Source organism: Streptomyces cyanogenus (assembly GCF_017526105.1).
GTDB classification, from domain to species: domain Bacteria; phylum Actinomycetota; class Actinomycetes; order Streptomycetales; family Streptomycetaceae; genus Streptomyces; species Streptomyces cyanogenus.
Map to the genome: position 1 here is coordinate 3,082,487 of NZ_CP071839.1, position 16,018 is coordinate 3,098,504.

At 73.0% G+C, this 16,018-nt stretch carries 14 protein-coding genes and 3 pseudogenes; 7 read left to right on the top strand and 10 right to left on the bottom strand.

Annotated elements, in window-relative coordinates:
- Positions 1–14: 14 nt before the first annotated feature.
- The 5 genes and pseudogenes from S1361_RS13825 to leuA all read right to left on the bottom strand — a co-directional run bounded on the left by S1361_RS13825 (position 15) and on the right by leuA (position 5,084).
- Positions 15–1,214 (bottom strand): sialidase family protein, encoded by a 1,200-nt coding sequence (locus S1361_RS13825; RefSeq protein ID WP_208032157.1) that lies wholly within the window; start codon positions 1,212–1,214, stop codon positions 15–17.
- A pseudogene (locus S1361_RS13830) lies at positions 1,211–1,597 on the bottom strand (response regulator transcription factor); the annotation flags it as partial. The pseudogene S1361_RS13830 and the gene S1361_RS13825, both read right to left, overlap by 4 nt.
- A pseudogene (locus S1361_RS13835) lies at positions 1,597–2,316 on the bottom strand (MMPL family transporter); the annotation flags it as partial. The pseudogenes S1361_RS13835 and S1361_RS13830, both read right to left, overlap by 1 nt.
- Positions 2,317–2,481: 165 nt before the next feature.
- Entirely contained in the window at positions 2,482–3,177 is a 696-nt protein-coding gene (locus tag S1361_RS13840) for a TerB family tellurite resistance protein (RefSeq protein ID WP_208032159.1), read from the bottom strand.
- Between the two features lie 185 nt (positions 3,178–3,362).
- Positions 3,363–5,084 carry a 2-isopropylmalate synthase gene (gene leuA / locus S1361_RS13845; protein ID WP_208032160.1) on the bottom strand — a complete coding sequence of 574 codons (1,722 nt, stop codon included), beginning with the start codon at positions 5,082–5,084 and terminating at the stop codon, positions 3,363–3,365.
- Positions 5,085–5,425: 341 nt separating this feature from the next.
- Between leuA and S1361_RS13850 the strand changes: the two genes are divergently transcribed.
- Together S1361_RS13850 and S1361_RS13855 are read left to right on the top strand one after the other, a co-directional pair.
- A complete protein-coding gene (locus S1361_RS13850) occupies positions 5,426–6,496 on the top strand; it encodes a M4 family metallopeptidase (protein ID WP_208032161.1) in 1,071 nt (356 codons plus the stop codon).
- Between the two features lie 21 nt (positions 6,497–6,517).
- Entirely contained in the window at positions 6,518–6,784 is a 267-nt protein-coding gene (locus S1361_RS13855) for a protealysin inhibitor emfourin (RefSeq protein WP_208032162.1), read from the top strand.
- A gap of 28 nt (positions 6,785–6,812) precedes the next feature.
- Here the strand turns inward: S1361_RS13855 and S1361_RS13860 are convergent, their stop codons facing one another.
- Together S1361_RS13860 and S1361_RS39200 are read right to left on the bottom strand one after the other, a co-directional pair.
- Positions 6,813–7,307 carry a UDP binding domain-containing protein gene (locus tag S1361_RS13860; RefSeq protein ID WP_243769518.1) on the bottom strand — a complete coding sequence of 165 codons (495 nt, stop codon included), beginning with the start codon at positions 7,305–7,307 and terminating at the stop codon, positions 6,813–6,815.
- Positions 7,308–7,934: pseudogene (locus S1361_RS39200) on the bottom strand (hypothetical protein); the annotation flags it as partial. It abuts the gene before it with no gap.
- On the opposite strand from S1361_RS39200, the gene S1361_RS13870 reads away from it, so the two are divergent.
- Together S1361_RS13870 and S1361_RS13875 are read left to right on the top strand one after the other, a co-directional pair.
- On the top strand, positions 7,860–9,173 hold the full coding sequence (locus tag S1361_RS13870; RefSeq protein ID WP_208032163.1) for a GH1 family beta-glucosidase: 1,314 nt from the start codon (positions 7,860–7,862) through the stop codon (positions 9,171–9,173). The pseudogene S1361_RS39200 and the gene S1361_RS13870 sit on opposite strands and share 75 nt — an antisense overlap.
- The gene (locus S1361_RS13875; protein ID WP_208032164.1) at positions 9,170–10,426 is read left to right on the top strand and encodes an MFS transporter; all 1,257 of its coding nucleotides are present in this window, start codon (positions 9,170–9,172) and stop codon (positions 10,424–10,426) included. The genes S1361_RS13870 and S1361_RS13875 overlap by 4 nt, the downstream gene beginning before the upstream one ends.
- On the opposite strand, the gene S1361_RS13880 is transcribed toward S1361_RS13875, so the two are convergent.
- A complete protein-coding gene (locus S1361_RS13880; protein WP_208032165.1) occupies positions 10,423–11,271 on the bottom strand; it encodes an NAD-dependent epimerase/dehydratase family protein in 849 nt (282 codons plus the stop codon). The two genes, S1361_RS13875 and S1361_RS13880, sit on opposite strands and share 4 nt — an antisense overlap.
- A gap of 155 nt (positions 11,272–11,426) precedes the next feature.
- Here S1361_RS13880 and S1361_RS13885 point away from each other — a divergent pair, with 155 nt between their 5' ends.
- Complete coding sequence (locus tag S1361_RS13885) at positions 11,427–12,281, top strand: helix-turn-helix transcriptional regulator (protein WP_208032166.1); 855 nt, start codon at positions 11,427–11,429, stop codon at positions 12,279–12,281.
- On the opposite strand, the gene era is transcribed toward S1361_RS13885, so the two are convergent.
- Positions 12,278–13,231, bottom strand: coding sequence for a GTPase Era (gene era, locus S1361_RS13890; protein ID WP_208032167.1), 954 nt, complete (start codon positions 13,229–13,231; stop codon positions 12,278–12,280). The two genes, S1361_RS13885 and era, sit on opposite strands and share 4 nt — an antisense overlap.
- A 175-nt stretch (positions 13,232–13,406) precedes the next feature.
- On the opposite strand from era, the gene S1361_RS13895 reads away from it, so the two are divergent.
- The gene (locus S1361_RS13895; RefSeq protein WP_208032168.1) at positions 13,407–14,717 is read left to right on the top strand and encodes an ammonium transporter; all 1,311 of its coding nucleotides are present in this window, start codon (positions 13,407–13,409) and stop codon (positions 14,715–14,717) included.
- A complete protein-coding gene (locus S1361_RS13900; RefSeq protein ID WP_189984269.1) occupies positions 14,714–15,052 on the top strand; it encodes a P-II family nitrogen regulator in 339 nt (112 codons plus the stop codon). Before S1361_RS13895 ends, S1361_RS13900 begins: the two co-directional genes overlap by 4 nt.
- On the opposite strand, the gene S1361_RS13905 is transcribed toward S1361_RS13900, so the two are convergent.
- Complete coding sequence (locus S1361_RS13905) at positions 14,946–15,971, bottom strand: WxL protein peptidoglycan domain-containing protein (RefSeq protein WP_208032169.1); 1,026 nt, start codon at positions 15,969–15,971, stop codon at positions 14,946–14,948. The genes S1361_RS13900 and S1361_RS13905 overlap by 107 nt on opposite strands.
- Positions 15,972–16,018: the final 47 nt, after the last annotated feature.

The window sequence follows — 16,018 nt, forward strand, 5'->3', positions numbered from 1 at the left end:
CCGCGGTGTGACACCTACGGCAGGCGGAGTCTGCGGAACTCCAGCGACTCGTAGGGGCTGTGGACGCCGGTCTCGTAGAGGACGCCGATGGTGCCGGGGGCGAGCTGGACCAGGTCGGAGTAGGCGGCCGGGCGGTCCGAGAGGACGCGGAGCCGGGTGAAGGTGCGGCCGGCGTCCCGGCCGGCCCACAGGGCCAGGGCGCGGCGGGCGGTCGGCACGGAGGGCGCGGAGAACAGCAGGGGCGCTCCGGGGCCGCGGGCCTGCAGGACGCTGCCCTGGACCACGGGGACGGCGTTCAGTGCCGGCTGGACGGTGAAGGGGCGGTCCAGGGTACGGCCGCCGTCGCGGGAGAAGGCTTCGAGGCGGTTGCCGGGGGCGGTGCCGTTCTGGTCGCGGGCGCTGAAGTAGACGCGGCCGTCGGGGAGCTGGGCGGCACCGGTCTCGTTCGTGTTGGTCCGGCCGTCGTGGGTGTCGTCCACGAAGCCCAGGTGCCAGGTGTGGCCGAGGTCGTCGCTGTAGAGGGCGTGGCCGCCGTAGTACCTGTCCTCCCGGCCGGTGTCGTGGGAGCCGGCGGGCGGGGCCGCGGAGTGGTCGGCGGGGACGAGGAGGCGGCTGGGGCGGCCCCCTCCGGGGGAGTGCGGGCCCCGGGTGAGTGCGAGCGCGTGGCCGGGGCCGGTGGCGTACCAGCGCCAGCCCGGCCGCCTCACCTGGGCGGTGATGTCCCGCGGGGCGGTGAAGTGCCGCCCGTCGTCCCCGCTGCGCTGCACGAAGACCCGGCGGCCCGGCCCCGGGCCCGCCTCGCCGCGCATGATCTGCGTCTCCGTCGCGGTTCCGCTGTTCGCGCAGGTCACCAGGACGATCACTCCGGTGCGCGGGTCGACGACGGGCGCCGGGTTGCCCCGGGTGTCCCCCTGTCCGGCAGCCACCACGGCGAGCGGGCCCCAGGTGCAGCCGCCGTCGGCGGAGCGGCGCAGGACGACGTCGATGTCACCGCTGTCGGCGACCCCGGACCGGCGGCCCTCGGCGAAGGCCAGGACGGTGCCCTGCCGGCTCGTGACCACGGCCGGGATGCGGTAGACGGCGTAGCCGCCCTGCCCGGCGACGTACGGCACGGAGGAGGCGCAGCCGCCGGGCGCGGCGTGCGCGGGCGACCGGGCGGTGAGCGAGGTGAGGAGGGCCAGGCAGGCGAGGAGCGAGCGGCTGCGCGGGGTCACCCCCCGATGTTCCCCGGGATCACCAGCCCCGACTCGTGACCCGTGATCACGAGCTGGGCCCGGTCCCGGGCGCCGGCCTTGCCCATGATCCGGCTGACGTGGGTCCTGGCGGTGAGCGGGCTGAGCCCCAACGTCTCCGCGATCTCGGTGTTGTTGAGGCCGCGGGCGATCAGTGTCAGCACCTCCCGCTCCCGGTCCGAAAGGCACCCGGGGCCGCCCGTCGCCGGGGTGGAGGGGGTGCGCAGAAACCGCTCGATCAGCCGTGCGGTGGGTCCCGGGGAGAGCAACGCGTCCCCGGCGGCGACGGTGCGGATCGCGTCGAGGAGGTCGGCCGGGCGGGTGTCCTTCACCAGGCAGCCGGAGGCGCCGGCGCGCAGCGCGTCACGCGGATGGTCATGATGCCGGCGCTCTGGCCGGTCACGCTGGTGCCGACGGCCTGGTCGAGGCCGTCGGCGGCCGAGCGGGCCAGCAGGTCGGACAGGCCGGCCACGGCGAGCGGGACCTGCCACAGCACCCGGCTGCGGTAGATGAGGACGAGCAGGACCGCGACGACGGCGACCGTGGTGTGGAGCAGGGGGCCGCCGAGGGAGGAGTAGACGCCCGCCGCGTCGGTGGCGAGGGCGGCCGGACCGCCGACCCGTACCGTCAGCCCTCCCTCGCTGTGGGCGGTGCGGCGGACGTCGGCGACGAAGGCGTCCCGCCGCTTCCCGTCCGCGCCCGGTTCGTTGCTGGTGACCGGGTAGAGCAGCGTGGTGCCGTCGGCGGACGGGACGCCCCGGGGCGGGGTGGCCAGGGTGTGCTGCCGGGCGACCGCCCCGGTCTGGCGGGCGGCGGTCGCCCGGTCGTCGGCGGTGAGGCCGCCCGCGCGGTGGTGGACGAGGACGAGCCGGGTGGTCTCGCCGCCGGGCAGCCGGTCCGCCGGCTCGGCGACCCGGGTGGAGTCGGCGGACGCCGGCAGGTGGTCGGTGGCCCGGTCGTGCTGGACGTCGGCGAGCCGGGCGGCGAAGGGCGGGGCCACGGCCAGCAGTACCACCCACAGCCCCAGCACCAGCCAGGGCAGCCCCCGCCGTCTGCGTGTCTGCCGTGCAGTCATGGCCCCCATGGATACGGGCCTCCCTCCGGTACGGATGTCTGGTGACGGCTTCCAGACTTCCGCCGGAAAGGGATGCGTTCGTCGGGCGTGGGAGCGAGTTCGGCGGTACTGCCGGGGGCGTCCTCGGGGAGCCGTTACTCCCGGGGGAGTATCGCTCCGGGGGGCGAGGGTGGGTCAGGACGGGGTCCGGGCCGCGGCCAGCAGGCGGGTCACGTCGTCGGAGCAAATGGTGAGGGCCGCGCCGACGGTGGCGAGGGCATCGCGTTCGGCGGGGGTGTAGGGGCCGTCGGCGAGGGCGATCCGGGCGGCCTGGAGGAGCAGGGCCTCCCGGCCGGCCGGGGCCAGGTGGGGGGCCAGCGGGTCCAGGGACTCGTGCAGCTCTATGGTCAGCCCTGCCCCGCACGGCTGCTCGAAGTAGCGGCCGGTGTCGGCGGCGAGGGCCTCGACCAGGGCGGCGAGCCGGTCCTCGGTGCAGTCGGCGAAGCCGGCCGCGCGGACCGTGGCGGCGGCCGTCTCCAGGGCCGTACGGGAACCGGTGCCGCCCGCGGCGAGCACGGCGAGGGCGACGGTGTGCACGGCGTCGCGGAGCATGGCGGCGAAGCGGCGGGTGGTGGGGTGGTCCAGCACCTCGGTGCCGAAGTGGTGCCCGCAGGCCGCGCACTCCACCACCGGTCCGGTCGCCCCGCGCGGCAGCACGGGCACGCCGAGCAGGGTGAGCCGGCGGCGCCCGGTGAGCCGCTGGTAGTTGCGGTCGCCGCCACAGCCGGGGCAGAAGAACTCGCCGTCGCCCACCGGTGTCCACGCGATGCGGGTGCCCAGGATGCGCACAGCCCTGGCGGCACGGCCGTCTCGTCCCCGTACTGGCAGCACGTCGCACCTCCGTAACCGCACGGCAGCATCGCCGCGCTGGCGTGATGTTAGCCACATCACCGAGGTGGAGTCAGTACCCCGGACGAGACCTTTCCGTGACCTGAGGGGCACGATGGCCGATAAGTGACGGTGCCCCGACCGCCGTACACAGCGGTCGGGGCGCCGGAAGAACCGGTCGGACGGGGTCAGCGGGCGGCTCGGTTGACCGCCGAGACGACCGCCTTCAGCGACGCACGCGTCGTGTTCGCGTCGATGCCGATGCCCCACAGAACCTTGCCGTCGATCGCGCATTCGATGTACGAGGCGGCCTGCGCGGAGGCGCCCTCGCTCATCGTGTGCTCCTGGTAGTCCAGCAGGCGTACGTCGATGCCGATGGACTGCAGGGCGTCGAAGAAGGCCGAGATCGGACCGTTGCCGGAGCCGGTCAGGACGGTGTCCTCGCCGTCGACGGTGGCCTCGACGGTCAGCGTGTCCACGCCGTCGGTGTCGGTGGTCGACTGGCCGGTCCTGACCTGGATGCGGCCCCAGGGGTTGTCCGGGTTCGGCAGGTACTCGTCCTGGAAGACCGCCCAGATCTCCTTCGGCGTGATCTCGCCGCCCTCGGCGTCGGTCTTGGCCTGGATGAGCTTCGAGAACTCGATCTGCATCCGGCGGGGCAGGTCCAGCTTGTGGTCGTTCTTCAGGACGTAGGAGATACCGCCCTTGCCGGACTGCGAGTTGACCCGGATGACGGCCTCGTAGGAGCGGCCGACGTCCTTCGGGTCGATCGGCAGGTACGGCACCGCCCACTCGATGTCGTCGACGGTGACGCCCTTGGCCCTGGCGTCGGCCTCCATGGCGTCGAAGCCCTTCTTGATGGCGTCCTGGTGGGAGCCGGAGAAGGACGTGTAGACCAGGTCGCCCACGTACGGGTGGCGCGGGTGGACCTCCATCTGGTTGCAGTACTCCCACACCCGGCGGATCTCGTCGATGTCGGAGAAGTCGATCTGCGGGTCGACGCCCTGGGAGAACAGGTTCATGCCCAGGGTGACCAGGTCGACGTTGCCGGTGCGCTCGCCCTGCCCGAACAGGCAGCCCTCGATGCGGTCGGCGCCGGCCATCAGCGCCAGCTCGGCCGCCGCCACGGCCGTACCGCGGTCGTTGTGCGGGTGGACGGACAGGCAGACGTACTCGCGCCGGGACAGGTTGCGGTGCATCCACTCGAAGCGGTCCGCGTGCGTGGACGGCGTCGAACGCTCCACGGTGGCGGGCAGGTTCAGGATGATCTCGCGGCCGGGGCCGGGCTGCCAGACGTCCATGACCGCCTCGCAGACCTCCAGCGCGAAGTCCAGCTCGGTGTCGGTGAAGATCTCCGGGGAGTACTGGTAGCCGAACTCGGTCTCCGGGCCCAGCAGCTTCTCGGCGTACTCCATCACCAGGCGGGTGCCGTCGACGGCGATCTGCTTGATGTCGTCCTTGGAGCCGCGGAACACGACCCGGCGGAAGACCGGGGCGGTGGCGTTGTACAGGTGGACGGTCGCGCGCCTGGCGCCCTTGAGGGACTCCACGGTCCGCTCGATCAGGTCCTCGCGGGCCTGGGTCAGGACGGAGATCGTCACGTCGTCGGGGATCGCGCCCTCTTCCTCGATGATCGAGCGCACGAAGTCGAAGTCGGTCTGGCCGGAGGCGGGGAAGCCGACCTCGATCTCCTTGTAGCCCATCTTCACCAGCTGGTCGAACATGCGCCGCTTGCGCTCGGGCGACATGGGGTCGATCAGGGCCTGGTTGCCGTCGCGCAGGTCGGTGGAGAGCCAGCGGGGGGCGACGGTGATGCGCTGGTCCGGCCAGGTGCGGTCCGGGATGTCGACCTGCTCGTAGCGGCCGTACTTGTGGATCGGCATGGGGCTGGGCTGCTGGCGGTTGGCCATGATGGCGTGGGCTCCTCAGGATGTCCGGATATCCGAGTGGACGGCCGACGACGCAACGCCAAGCTCCGCGGGGAGGGAGTCGGCCTCGACTACAGGCCCTCGCCGCGGCAGCTAAGAAGAAGCAGCCAGAAACGCATGATGTTCCGCAGCCTAGCCGAGCCGTTCCGGGTGCGCGGGCCTGTCCCAGTATGCGGGACCACTCGGCAAAACAGGACAAAAAGTGCGCTGGACCACATCGACGTAGCACAACGTCACGGACCGTCGCGCCCCCTGTCCGGGTATTTCACCAATCATGGTGGCAGGTAGTGACACGGGCGTCACACAGTGCAAGTGTGCCGAACATGACGACCAACGGGGGCTACCAGCCCGTCTTCTGCACGATCGTGCCGCCGCACGTCCTCGACCGGCTCGCCCGCAACGAGGACCCCACGCTCTCCGGCCCGGCCCGCCGGTCCCTGGAGCACGACGCCTACCAGCGCACCAAGCGCCGCCTGACCACGGTGATCGGTGCGCCCGCCGTCGCCCCGCCCGCCGGTGCCGCCGCCGACCAGCCGCACCGCACGATCTACGACGCCGAACACGCCCAGGACCTGCCCGGCACCAAGGTCCGCGAGGAGGGCTCCGAGCCCGGCACCGACGCCACGGTCAACCGCGCCTACGCGGGCCTGGGCGCCACCTTCGACCTGTACCTGAAGGCGTACGGCCGGCACTCCATCGACGACGACGGGCTGCCGCTGGACGCCACCGTGCACTTCGGCGAGGGCTACGACAACGCCTTCTGGAACGGCGAGCAGATGGTGTTCGGCGACGGCGACGGCGAGATCTTCCTCGACTTCACCATCCCGGTCGACGTCATCGGGCACGAGCTGACCCACGGCGTCACCCAGCACACCGCCAACCTGACCTACTTCGGGCAGCCCGGCGCGCTCAACGAGTCGCTCTCCGACGTCTTCGGCTCGCTGATCAAGCAGTACACGCTCGGCCAGACCGCCGCCGAGGCCGACTGGCTGATCGGCGCCGGGCTCCTCGCCCCGCGCGTCACCGGCACCGCCCTGCGCTCGATGAAGGCCCCGGGCACGGCGTACGACGACGACGTCCTCGGCAAGGACCCGCAGCCGGCGAAGATGGAGGACTACGTCCGCACGGGCCGCGACAACGGCGGGGTGCACATCAACTCCGGCATCCCGAACCACGCCTTCTACCTGGCCGCCACCGCCCTCGGCGGCTACGCCTGGGAGAAGGCCGGGCAGGTCTGGTACGACGTGCTCACCGGCGGCGAACTGAAGGAGGACGCCCTCTTCGCCGACTTCGCCACGCTGACGGTGAAGGCGGCCCGGGAGCGGTTCGGCGCCGGTGGCGAACTGCAGGCCGTGCAGAAGGCGTGGGAACAGGTGGGGGTGCGGACTCTGTAGTTCCGTACTACACATCGACCCATGCGGATTCGAGTACGGCGCACGGGTGGTTTCGCGGGCATCGAGCGCCGGGCCGAGGTGGACACCTCGGTCCGGCCCGACGCCGCCGAGTGGCAGGCCCTGGCCGAGCGCGTCCTGGCGTCCGGCCGGAGCACGCCTCCGGCCGGCGTCCCGGACGGCTTCGGCTACGAGATCACGGTGGACGGCCGCACGGTGTACGCGGCGGATCCCCGACTGACCGAGGACGAGCGGGAGTTGGTGTCCCGGGTGCTGAAGGAGGGCGCCTAGGGCCGCCGCGCACCCGCCCGGTGGCGCGTCACGGCCGGGCCGTGGCGCGGCCCACGCTCAGGCAGGTGTACCCGAGCCCGGCCAGGGCGGCCGGGTCGAGCAGGTTGCGGCCGTCGAAGACGACGCGGCCGCGCATCAGGTCCCGGGCCGCCGTCCAGTCCGCGTCGAGCAGATCGCGCCACTCGGTGACGACGACGGCGGCGTCGGCGCCGGTGAGCGCGTCCAGGACGGTGGGCCGGCGCTCGGCCTGGTTCCAGGGTGCGGCGTCGGCCGGCCGGGCCATGGGGTCCCAGCAGGTGAGGGCGGCCCCCTCGGCGAGCAGGCGGGCGGCCGGCACGGTGCTCGGCGCCTCCCGCATGTCGTCCGTGCCGGGCTTGATGGTCATGCCGAGCAGAGCGACGCGCTTGCCGCGCAGGGTGCCGAGCTCGGCCTTGAGACGCTGGACGGCACGGCGCGGCTGGAGGTCGTTGACCTCGATGACGGCGTTGAGCAGCTGGAAGGAGTAACCGGAGTTGCTGGCCATCGCGCGCAGTGCCCGTGAGTCCTTCGGGAAGCAGGAACCGCCGTAGCCGAGACCGGCGTTGAGGAAGTGGCGGCCCAGGCGGTGGTCGAGTCCGACGGCGTCGGCGACCCGGGTGACGTCGGCCCCCGTGACCTCGCAGACGGTGGCGAGGTCTGGATGCTCCTGGTCGAGCCCCTCGCCTACGGCAACCTGCCGCCGCGCAGCATGCTGGTCGTGCCGTTCCTCATCGGCTGGGCCCAGGGCCTGCGTTACCTCGGCATCATCCGCTCCGACGAACGCATCCGCTCGCGCGCGCTCACCTGGCTCGCCATGCCGGCCGCCATCGTCCTTGCCTGGACCGTGCTGCGCTGGCTGCGCTGGTACGGCATCGCCACGTGCGCCAGGACCGGGTGGGGCACCCGTCAGAACGGCGCCGAGGTCACCCTCGCCGGCGCCGCGTCCACCAGCCCGGTGTGACCCGCCCGGCCGGTGCGACCCACCGGCCCCGCGTGACCCGCCGGCACCCGGCCCCGGGCATTGACTTCTGTTACCGGGGGTAAGGATGATCCGGCCATGGCGACTGACGCGCGCGATCCGATGCCCCGTTTCCCGGCCGGCTTCCTGTGGGGCGTGTCGACCTCCGCCCATCAGATCGAGGGGGCGGCCGACCTGCGCGAGCCGTCCGTGTGGGACGTGTTCACCGCGGAACCCGGACGGGTCAAGGACGGCTCGACCGCGGCCGTGGCCTGCGACCACTACCACCGCTACCGCGAGGACGTGGCCCTCCTCGCCGGTCTCGGCGTGGACGCGTACCGCTTCTCGGTCTCCTGGCCCCGGGTGAACTCCCCCGGCGGCCTGGACTTCTACGACCGCCTGGTGGACGAGCTGTGCGCGGCGGGCGTCCGGCCGGTCCCGACCCTCTTCCACTGGGACCTGCCGGCCGCGCTGGACTGGCTGGACCGGGACACGGCGGCCCGCTTCGCCGACCACGTGACGGTGGTCGCGGACCGGCTCGGCGACCGGGTGCAGAAGTGGATCACCCTCAACGAGCCGGCGGAACACACCCTGCTGGGGCACGCCCTGGGCGCCCACGCCCCCGGCCGGCAGCTGCTCTTCGACGCGCTCCCCGTCGCCCACCACCAGCTGCTCGCCCACGGACTGGCCGTACGGGCGCTGCGCGCGGCCGGTGCGCGCGACGTCGGCATCGCCAACTCCCACGGCCCGACCTGGCCCGCCTCGCCGGAGCAGGCGGACCTGGAGGCGGCCGGCTTCTACGACGTCCTGCTCAACCGCCTGTTCGCCGAGCCGGTCATCCTGGGCGCCTATCCCGAGGGCATGGGGGACCTGATGCCGGGGGACGTCGAGTCCGACCTGAAGGTGATCGCCGAGCCGGTCGACTGGTACGGCGTGAACTACTACGCCCCGACGCGGGTGGGCGCCCCGCAGGGCGGCCCGACCGAGTTCGGCGGACTGACGATGCCGGCCGGACTGCCCTTCTCCGTGCGGGAGATCGAGGGCCGGCCGGTGACCGACTTCGGCTGGCCGGTCGTGCCCGAGGGGCTGACGGAACTGCTCACCGGCTTCCGCGAGCGGTACGGCGACCGGCTCCCGCCCCTCGTCATCACCGAGAACGGCTGCTCCTACGACGGCATCGACGACCAGGACCGGATCGCCTACCTGGACGCCCACATCCGCGCCCTGCACCGGGCCGTCGAGGCCGGCGTCGACGTGCGCGGCTACTTCGTGTGGTCCCTGCTGGACAACTTCGAGTGGGCCGAGGGCTACGCCCGCCGGTTCGGCCTGGTGCACGTCGACTACGCCACGCTGGACCGTACGCCCAAGGCCTCCTACCACTGGTTCCGGGAGCTGCTGCGGGCGCAGCGATGACCACCGCCCGTTCCCCGGCCGCCGCCCTCGCCGAGCCGGCCGAACCGGTCGGCCGGGGCTGGACGGCGGCGCTGGCGCTGGCCAACGGGGCGATCTGGGTGGGCTGGTTCGGTCCGCTGCAGATCCTGCTCCCCGCCCAGGCGCAGGACTTCGCGCCCGGCTCCGGGATGTCGAAGGAGACGCTGCTGGCGTGGGTGACGGGCGCCGGCGCGGTGGTCTCACTGCTCGCGAACCCGCTCTTCGGCGCCCTGTCCGACCGGACGACCGCGCGGCGGGGGCGCCGTACCCCGTGGATCGTGGCCGGGTCGGCCGGCGGTGCGCTGTCGTTGCTGCTGCTCGCGGGCGCGGGCGGGACGTGGTCGATGGCGGCGGGCTGGTGCCTGGCGCAGCTCACGCTGAACGCGGCCTTCGCCGCGGTCACGGCGGCCGTCCCGGACCGGGTGCCGCGGCGCCGGCGGGGCGCGGTGGGCGGCTGGCTGGGCGCGGCCCAGATCCTGGGCGTGGTCGGCGGGACGGGCCTGGCCGCGGCGGCGGGCGGGACCGGGGCCGGGTACGCGGCGTGCGCGGTGTTCACCGTCGTGGGGGTGGCGCCGTACGTCCTGCGCCACGCGGACCTGCGGCTGGCGCGGGAGGACCGGCCGCCCTGGTCCTGGCGGGGGTTCCTCGCCGGGTTCCGGCTGAGCCCGCGCCGGTACCCCGACCTGGGCTGGGCCTGGCTGACCCGCTTCCTGATCAACCTCGGCAACTCGCTGGTCCTGCTGTACCTCCTGTACTACCTGCGCGACGGCCTGCACCGCTCCGACCCCGAGCGGGGCGTGCTGATCCTGACGGCCGTCAACAGTCTGACGCTGCTGGCGACCGTCGTGGCCGGCGGGGTGTGGTCGGACCGGGTGGGCCGGCGCAAGCCGTTCGTGGTGTGGTCGGGCGTGCTGATGGCTCTCGCCACGGCGGTCCTGGCCGGCTGGCAGACCTGGCCGGGCGCGATCGTGGCGGCGGCCGTGCTCGGTGTGGGCTTCGGGGTGTTCACGTCCGTCGACTTCGCGCTGATGACGGACGTCCTGCCGACGGCGCTGCACCGGGGCAAGGACCTCGGCGTGCTGAACGTGGCCAACGCCCTCCCCCAGGTCGCCGCCCCCGCCCTCGCGGCGCCGATCGTCACCCACCTCGGCGGCTACCGGGTGCTGTACCTGGTGGCGGCGGCCATCGGGCTGGGCGGGGCGGTGCTGGTGGGGCGGATCAGAGGGGTCGACTAGAGCGCCCCGGCGTCGCGGGCGCTCCACAGGGTCGGGAAGTACGGCCGGTAGCCCAGTTCGCGGCGGATGCGGTCGGTGGAGGCGATGCCGTACCAGGGATCGGGGTCGGGGCCGTCCGCCGGCGGCTCCAGGCCGAGGAGCCGGTGGACCTCCAGCACCGTGACCGGGGCGTCGTCGGCGACGTTGTAGATCCGGCCGTCGGCGCCGGGGGCATGCAGCAGGCGCAGCAGGCCCTGGGCGGCATCGGCGACGTGCACGAGCTGGAAGACGCGCTTGGTGGCGGGCCAGTCGGCGATCTGCCGGGTGGCGTTGGCCAGGTGCGGGTCGCCCTCGCCGTAGACGAAGGCGAGCCGGCCCACCCGCACGTCCAGCCCGTCCAGCGCCAGCAGCCCGCGCTCGGCCTCCACCTTGGACTCCGGGTACGTCATCCACAGCGGGCCGCCCGGGACGGTCGGGTCGTCCTCGATGTGCGGCCGGCCGCGCCCCGTGCCGTACACCAGGATGGTGCTGGCCTGCACGAACCGCCGTACGCCGGAGGCGACGGCCGCCCGGCCCAGCTCCAGGGCGGCATCGCGGTTGACGGCGCGCATCTCCTCGTCCGGCACGCCCCGGAAGGAGGCCGCGATGTTGACGACGGCGTCCGCTCCGGCGAGCGCCTTGCCGAGGACGTCGGTGTCGCGCAGGTCGCCGACGACGACCTCGGCGCCGCGGTCGGCGAGGGCGGCGGCGCGGGACTCGTCGCGCACGATCACCCGGACCTGTTCGTCGGGGCGGGCCTGGGCGAGCAGCCGGGGGACGAAACCGCGTCCCACCTGTCCGGTGGCGCCGGTGACCAGGGTCAGCATGGTGGTGCTCCTCTCGATCGGAACCCGTCCGGATGTCGTCCGGATCCGTGGGGTGCACCCAGCGTCGGCCGCGGGCCGGGGCGGCGGGAGAGACCTTCCGATCGGGGGATCGGCAGTCCCTGGATAAGCCGGCCGGGCTGCCCCACGCTTGTGGGGTGAACCGAGCCGAACTCGCCGACTTCCTGCGCCGTGGCCGCGCCCGGCTGGAACCGTTCGACGTGGGCCTCCCGCCCGGCGCCCGGCGCCGTACGCCCGGGCTGCGCCGGGAGGAGGTGGCGTCGCTGGCCGGGATGTCGGTCGACTACTACACGCGGCTGGAGCAGCGCCGGGGCCCGCGGCCGTCCCGTCAGATGCTGACGGCGCTGGCGCGTGCGCTGCGCCTGACCGACGACGAACGGGACCACCTGTTCCACCTGGTGGGCGAGGAGCCGCCGCGCCGGGACGCGGCCTCGGCGCACGTCCGGCCCGGCCTGCTGCTGGTCCTGGACCGGCTGTACGACTCACCGGCGCAGGTGGTCACGGACTGCGGGGAGGTGCTGGCGCAGAACGCGCTGGCCAAGGCGCTGGTGGGGGACGCGTCCGCCCGTCCGCCGCGGGAGCGGAACCTGACCCGGCGGTTCTTCCTGGACCCCACGGCGCGCGACCTCTTCCCGCCCGAGGACCTTCCGGCCCACGCCCGGGACCACGTGGCCAACCTCCGCGCGGTGGCCGCGGCCCGCCCCGACGACCCGGAACCCGCCGCCCTGGTGGCCGAACTCCGTGCGGAGAGCGAGGAGTTCGCCCGGCTCTGGGAGGAGCACGAGGTGTCCCTGCGCCGCCCGCGCGCGAAGCGCTTCCGGCACCCGGTGGTGGGCCTGCTGGAGCTGGAGTGCGAGGTCCTGCTGAGTCACCAGAGCCACCACCAGCTCATCATCCACACGGCCCGCCCCGGCACCGAGTCGCACGACAGACTCCGCCTGCTGAGGGTGGTGGGCCTCCAGGACCTGACCCCCCGGAGCACCGCCGGCTAGAACCCCAGCCTGCGCAGCTGCTTCGGGTCCCGCTGCCAGTCCTTGGCGACCTTCACGTGCAGGTCGAGGAAGACGGGGGTGCCGAGGAGGGCCTCGATGTGCTTGCGGGACTTGATGCCGACCTCCTTCAGGCGCTTGCCCTTGGGGCCGATGATGATGCCCTTCTGGCTGGGGCGCTCGATGTAGACGTTGGCGTGGATGTCCAGCAGCGGCTTGTCCGCCGGCCGGTCCTCACGCGGCAGCATCTCCTCCACGACCACCGCGATGGAGTGCGGCAGCTCGTCGCGGACACCCTCCAGCGCCGCCTCGCGGATGAGTTCCGCGATCATGACCTGCTCGGGCTCGTCGGTGAGGTCGCCCTCGGGGTAGAGCGCCGGGCCCTCGGGCAGCATCGGGATCAGCAGGTCCGCCAGCAGGTCGACCTGCTTGTTCGCGGTCGCCGACACCGGGACGATCTGCGCCCACTCGATGCCCAGTTCCTTGCCCAGCTGGTCGATCGCGATCAGCTGCTCGGCCAGGGTCTTGGAGTCGACCAGGTCGGTCTTGGTGACGATGGCGACCTTCGGGGACTTGCGGATCCCGGCCAGCTCCTTGGCGATGAAGCGGTCGCCGGGCCCGATCTTCTCGTTCGCCGGCAGACAGAAGCCGATCACGTCGACCTCGGCCCACGTCGTCCGCACGACGTCGTTGAGCCGCTCGCCGAGCAGCGTGCGCGGCTTGTGCAGTCCCGGCGTGTCCACCAGGATCAGCTGGGCGTCCGGCCGGTGCACGATCCCGCGCACGGTGTGCCGGGTCGTCTGCGGCTGGTTGGCGGTGATCGCCACCTTCTGCCCGACCAGAGCGTTCGTGAGGGTGGACTTGCCCGCGTTGGGGCGGCCCACGAAGCAGGCGAAGCCGGCGCGGTGGGCGGCCTCGGCCGGCTGCTCGGAAGACTGCGTACGAACACTCATGGCGTTCATTGTCCCTGATCCACGAGGCTCCGCCGCACAGCCCCGGCGCACCGCCCCTCCCGGTGAGCTTCCGGAAACCCGCCCGCAACGAAACGTCACGGAAACACACCCGTACGCGACCGGAAACGCACACCGGTGACCCTCTGACGCAGCCCCCACACCGTTGGAGACGCCCGTGACCCTCGCCGCCGCCCATGTGAACACCGGCGACACCGCCTGGCTGCTCGCCGCGACCGCCCTCGTCCTGCTGATGACCCCGGGCCTCGCCCTGTTCTACGGCGGCATGGTCCGCACGAAGAGCGTCCTCAACATGCTGATGATGAGCTTCGTGTCGATCGCCCTGGTCACGGTGGTCTGGCTGGCGGCCGGCTACTCCCTCGCCTTCGGCGACGACATCGGCGGCGGGCTGCTCGGCGGACTGGAGCACGCCGGCATGCGCGGCCTCGGCCCGGACAGCGTGCACGGTACGGTCCCCACCGTCCTCTTCGCCACCTTCCAGCTGACCTTCGCGATCATCACGGCCGCGCTGATCAGCGGCGCGGTCGCCGACCGGACGAAGTTCTCGGCGTGGCTGGTCTTCGTACCGCTCTGGACGCTCCTCGTATACGTACCGGTCACCCACTGGGTGTGGGGCCCGGGTGGCTGGATCCTCGACAGGCTCGGTGCCCTGGACTTCGCGGGCGGTCTGCCGGTCGAGATCACCTCCGGCGCCTCCGGACTGGCGCTCTGCCTCGTCCTCGGCCCCCGTCTGGGCTTCAAGAAGGACGCCATGCGCCCGCACAACCTGCCCATGGTGATCCTCGGCGCGGGCCTGCTCTGGTTCGGCTGGTTCGGCTTCAACGCGGGCTCCGCGCTCGGCGCGAACGGCCTCGCCGCCGCCGCGTTCCTCAACACGCTCGCCGCCGGCTGCACCGGTCTGCTCGGCTGGCTCTTCGTCGAGCAGAAGCGCGACGGCCACCCGACCACCCTGGGCGCGGCCTCCGGCGCGGTGGCCGGCCTGGTCGCGATCACCCCCTCCTGCGGCACGGTCTCCCTGCTCGGCGCCCTGGTCGTGGGCCTCGCCGCCGGTGTCGTCTGCAGTTACGCGGTGAGCTGGAAGTTCAAGCTGAACTACGACGACTCCCTGGACGTGGTCGGCGTCCACCTGGTCGGCGGTGTCATCGGCACCCTGCTGATCGGCCTGTTCGCCGAGAAGGCGATGACCGGCGGCGCGGAGGGCCTCTTCTACGGCGGTGGCCTCGCCCCGTTCGGCAGGCAGCTGCTCGCGGTGGTCGTCGTGGCCGGGTACGCCTTCGCGGTGACGTACGGGCTCGGCAAGCTGCTCGACAGGGTGCTGGGCTTCCGGGCGAGCGAGGAGCAGGAGCACACCGGCCTGGACCTTACGGTGCACGCCGAGACCGCATACGATCACGGCGTCCTGGGCCACGGTGCCCCGGTCAGCTCGTCCGTCCTCTCCTCCGCCCAGAAGGTCAAGTCCCAGGCATGAAGCTCATCACCGCGATCGTCAAGCCGTACCGTCTGGACGAGGTCAAGACCGCCCTGCAGGAACTGGGGGTGCACGGTCTGACCGTGACCGAGGCGAGCGGCTACGGCCGGCAGCGCGGCCACACCGAGGTGTACCGGGGGGCCGAGTACCGGGTCGACCTGGTGCCGAAGGTCCGCATCGAGGTCGTGGTGGAGGACGCCGCCGCCGACGACGTGATCGACGCGATCGTCAGGGCCGCCCAGACGGGGAAGATCGGGGACGGGAAGGTGTGGTCCGTTCCCGTGGAGACGGTCGTCCGGGTGCGGACCGGCGAGCGCGGACCCGACGCGCTCTGACCAGCAGCGCCCCGGTCAGCACGCCGGCGGTGAACACCAGCGTCACCACGAGCCAGGGCAGCGCGAGGAAGCCGGCGCTCGCCGACTCCCGGGTGTCCTGGGCGCGCGCGGTGAGCGTCACGTCCGCCCGGTCGAGCTGGGGCGCCCCGCGCCAGGTCTCGGTGAGCCGCACCCGCTGGCCCGGCAGCAGCTCCGCGGGCACCCGGGTCAGCTCCCGGTCGAGCAGCGTACGGCCGAACAGCCCGCGCGCCTTCAGTTCCACCTTGGGGCTGAGGGTGACGTTCCCGGTGTTGCGCAGGGTGTAGGAGAGGGTCGCCGTGCTGTCGCCGAGGCCCGGGACGAGCGGCTGGTGGTGGCTGATCCGCAGGTGCTCGACGGCGAGCCCGGGCAGCGCGGGTCCGTCGACCCGGAGGTAGACGCGGGCGCCGACGGCCCGCCGGACACCGAGGGCCAGCCTGCCGCTGCCCGGGTCGACCCGCTCGTCGAGCGCGACGATGGCGCCGGGGTGGTCGCCGGGTTCGGCGCCCTCGGGCACCTGCACGGTGAAGGGCACGGTGACGGTCCGGTGCCCCGGCACGGTGATCCGGGCCCTGGCGGGTCTGGCCCAGGCGCCGACCCCGCGCATGCGTTCCCCGGCGGTGCGCACGGCGAAACCGCCGTCCCGGGCGGTGTTGTAGGCGTCGGCCGCGTACAGCCGGAAGGTGAGCGGCCGGCCGGTCCTGTTCCGCACGGCGACCCTGTCGGTGAGGGTCTGGCCCGGTTCGGCGGCGAGGGTGAAGTAGGGCCGCGCGGCGATCTTCGAGGCGACCGGGTAGACGGACCAGCTGCCGTTGTCGGCGGCGTGCGCCGGGCCCGCCGGCAGCGCGAGCAGGCCGAGGAGACAGAGCAGGCTCAGGAGGAGGACGTACGGCTTGCGCATGGGTGCGGACCCCTACGGACGAGGGACAGGGGAACGGGCGGGTGCGG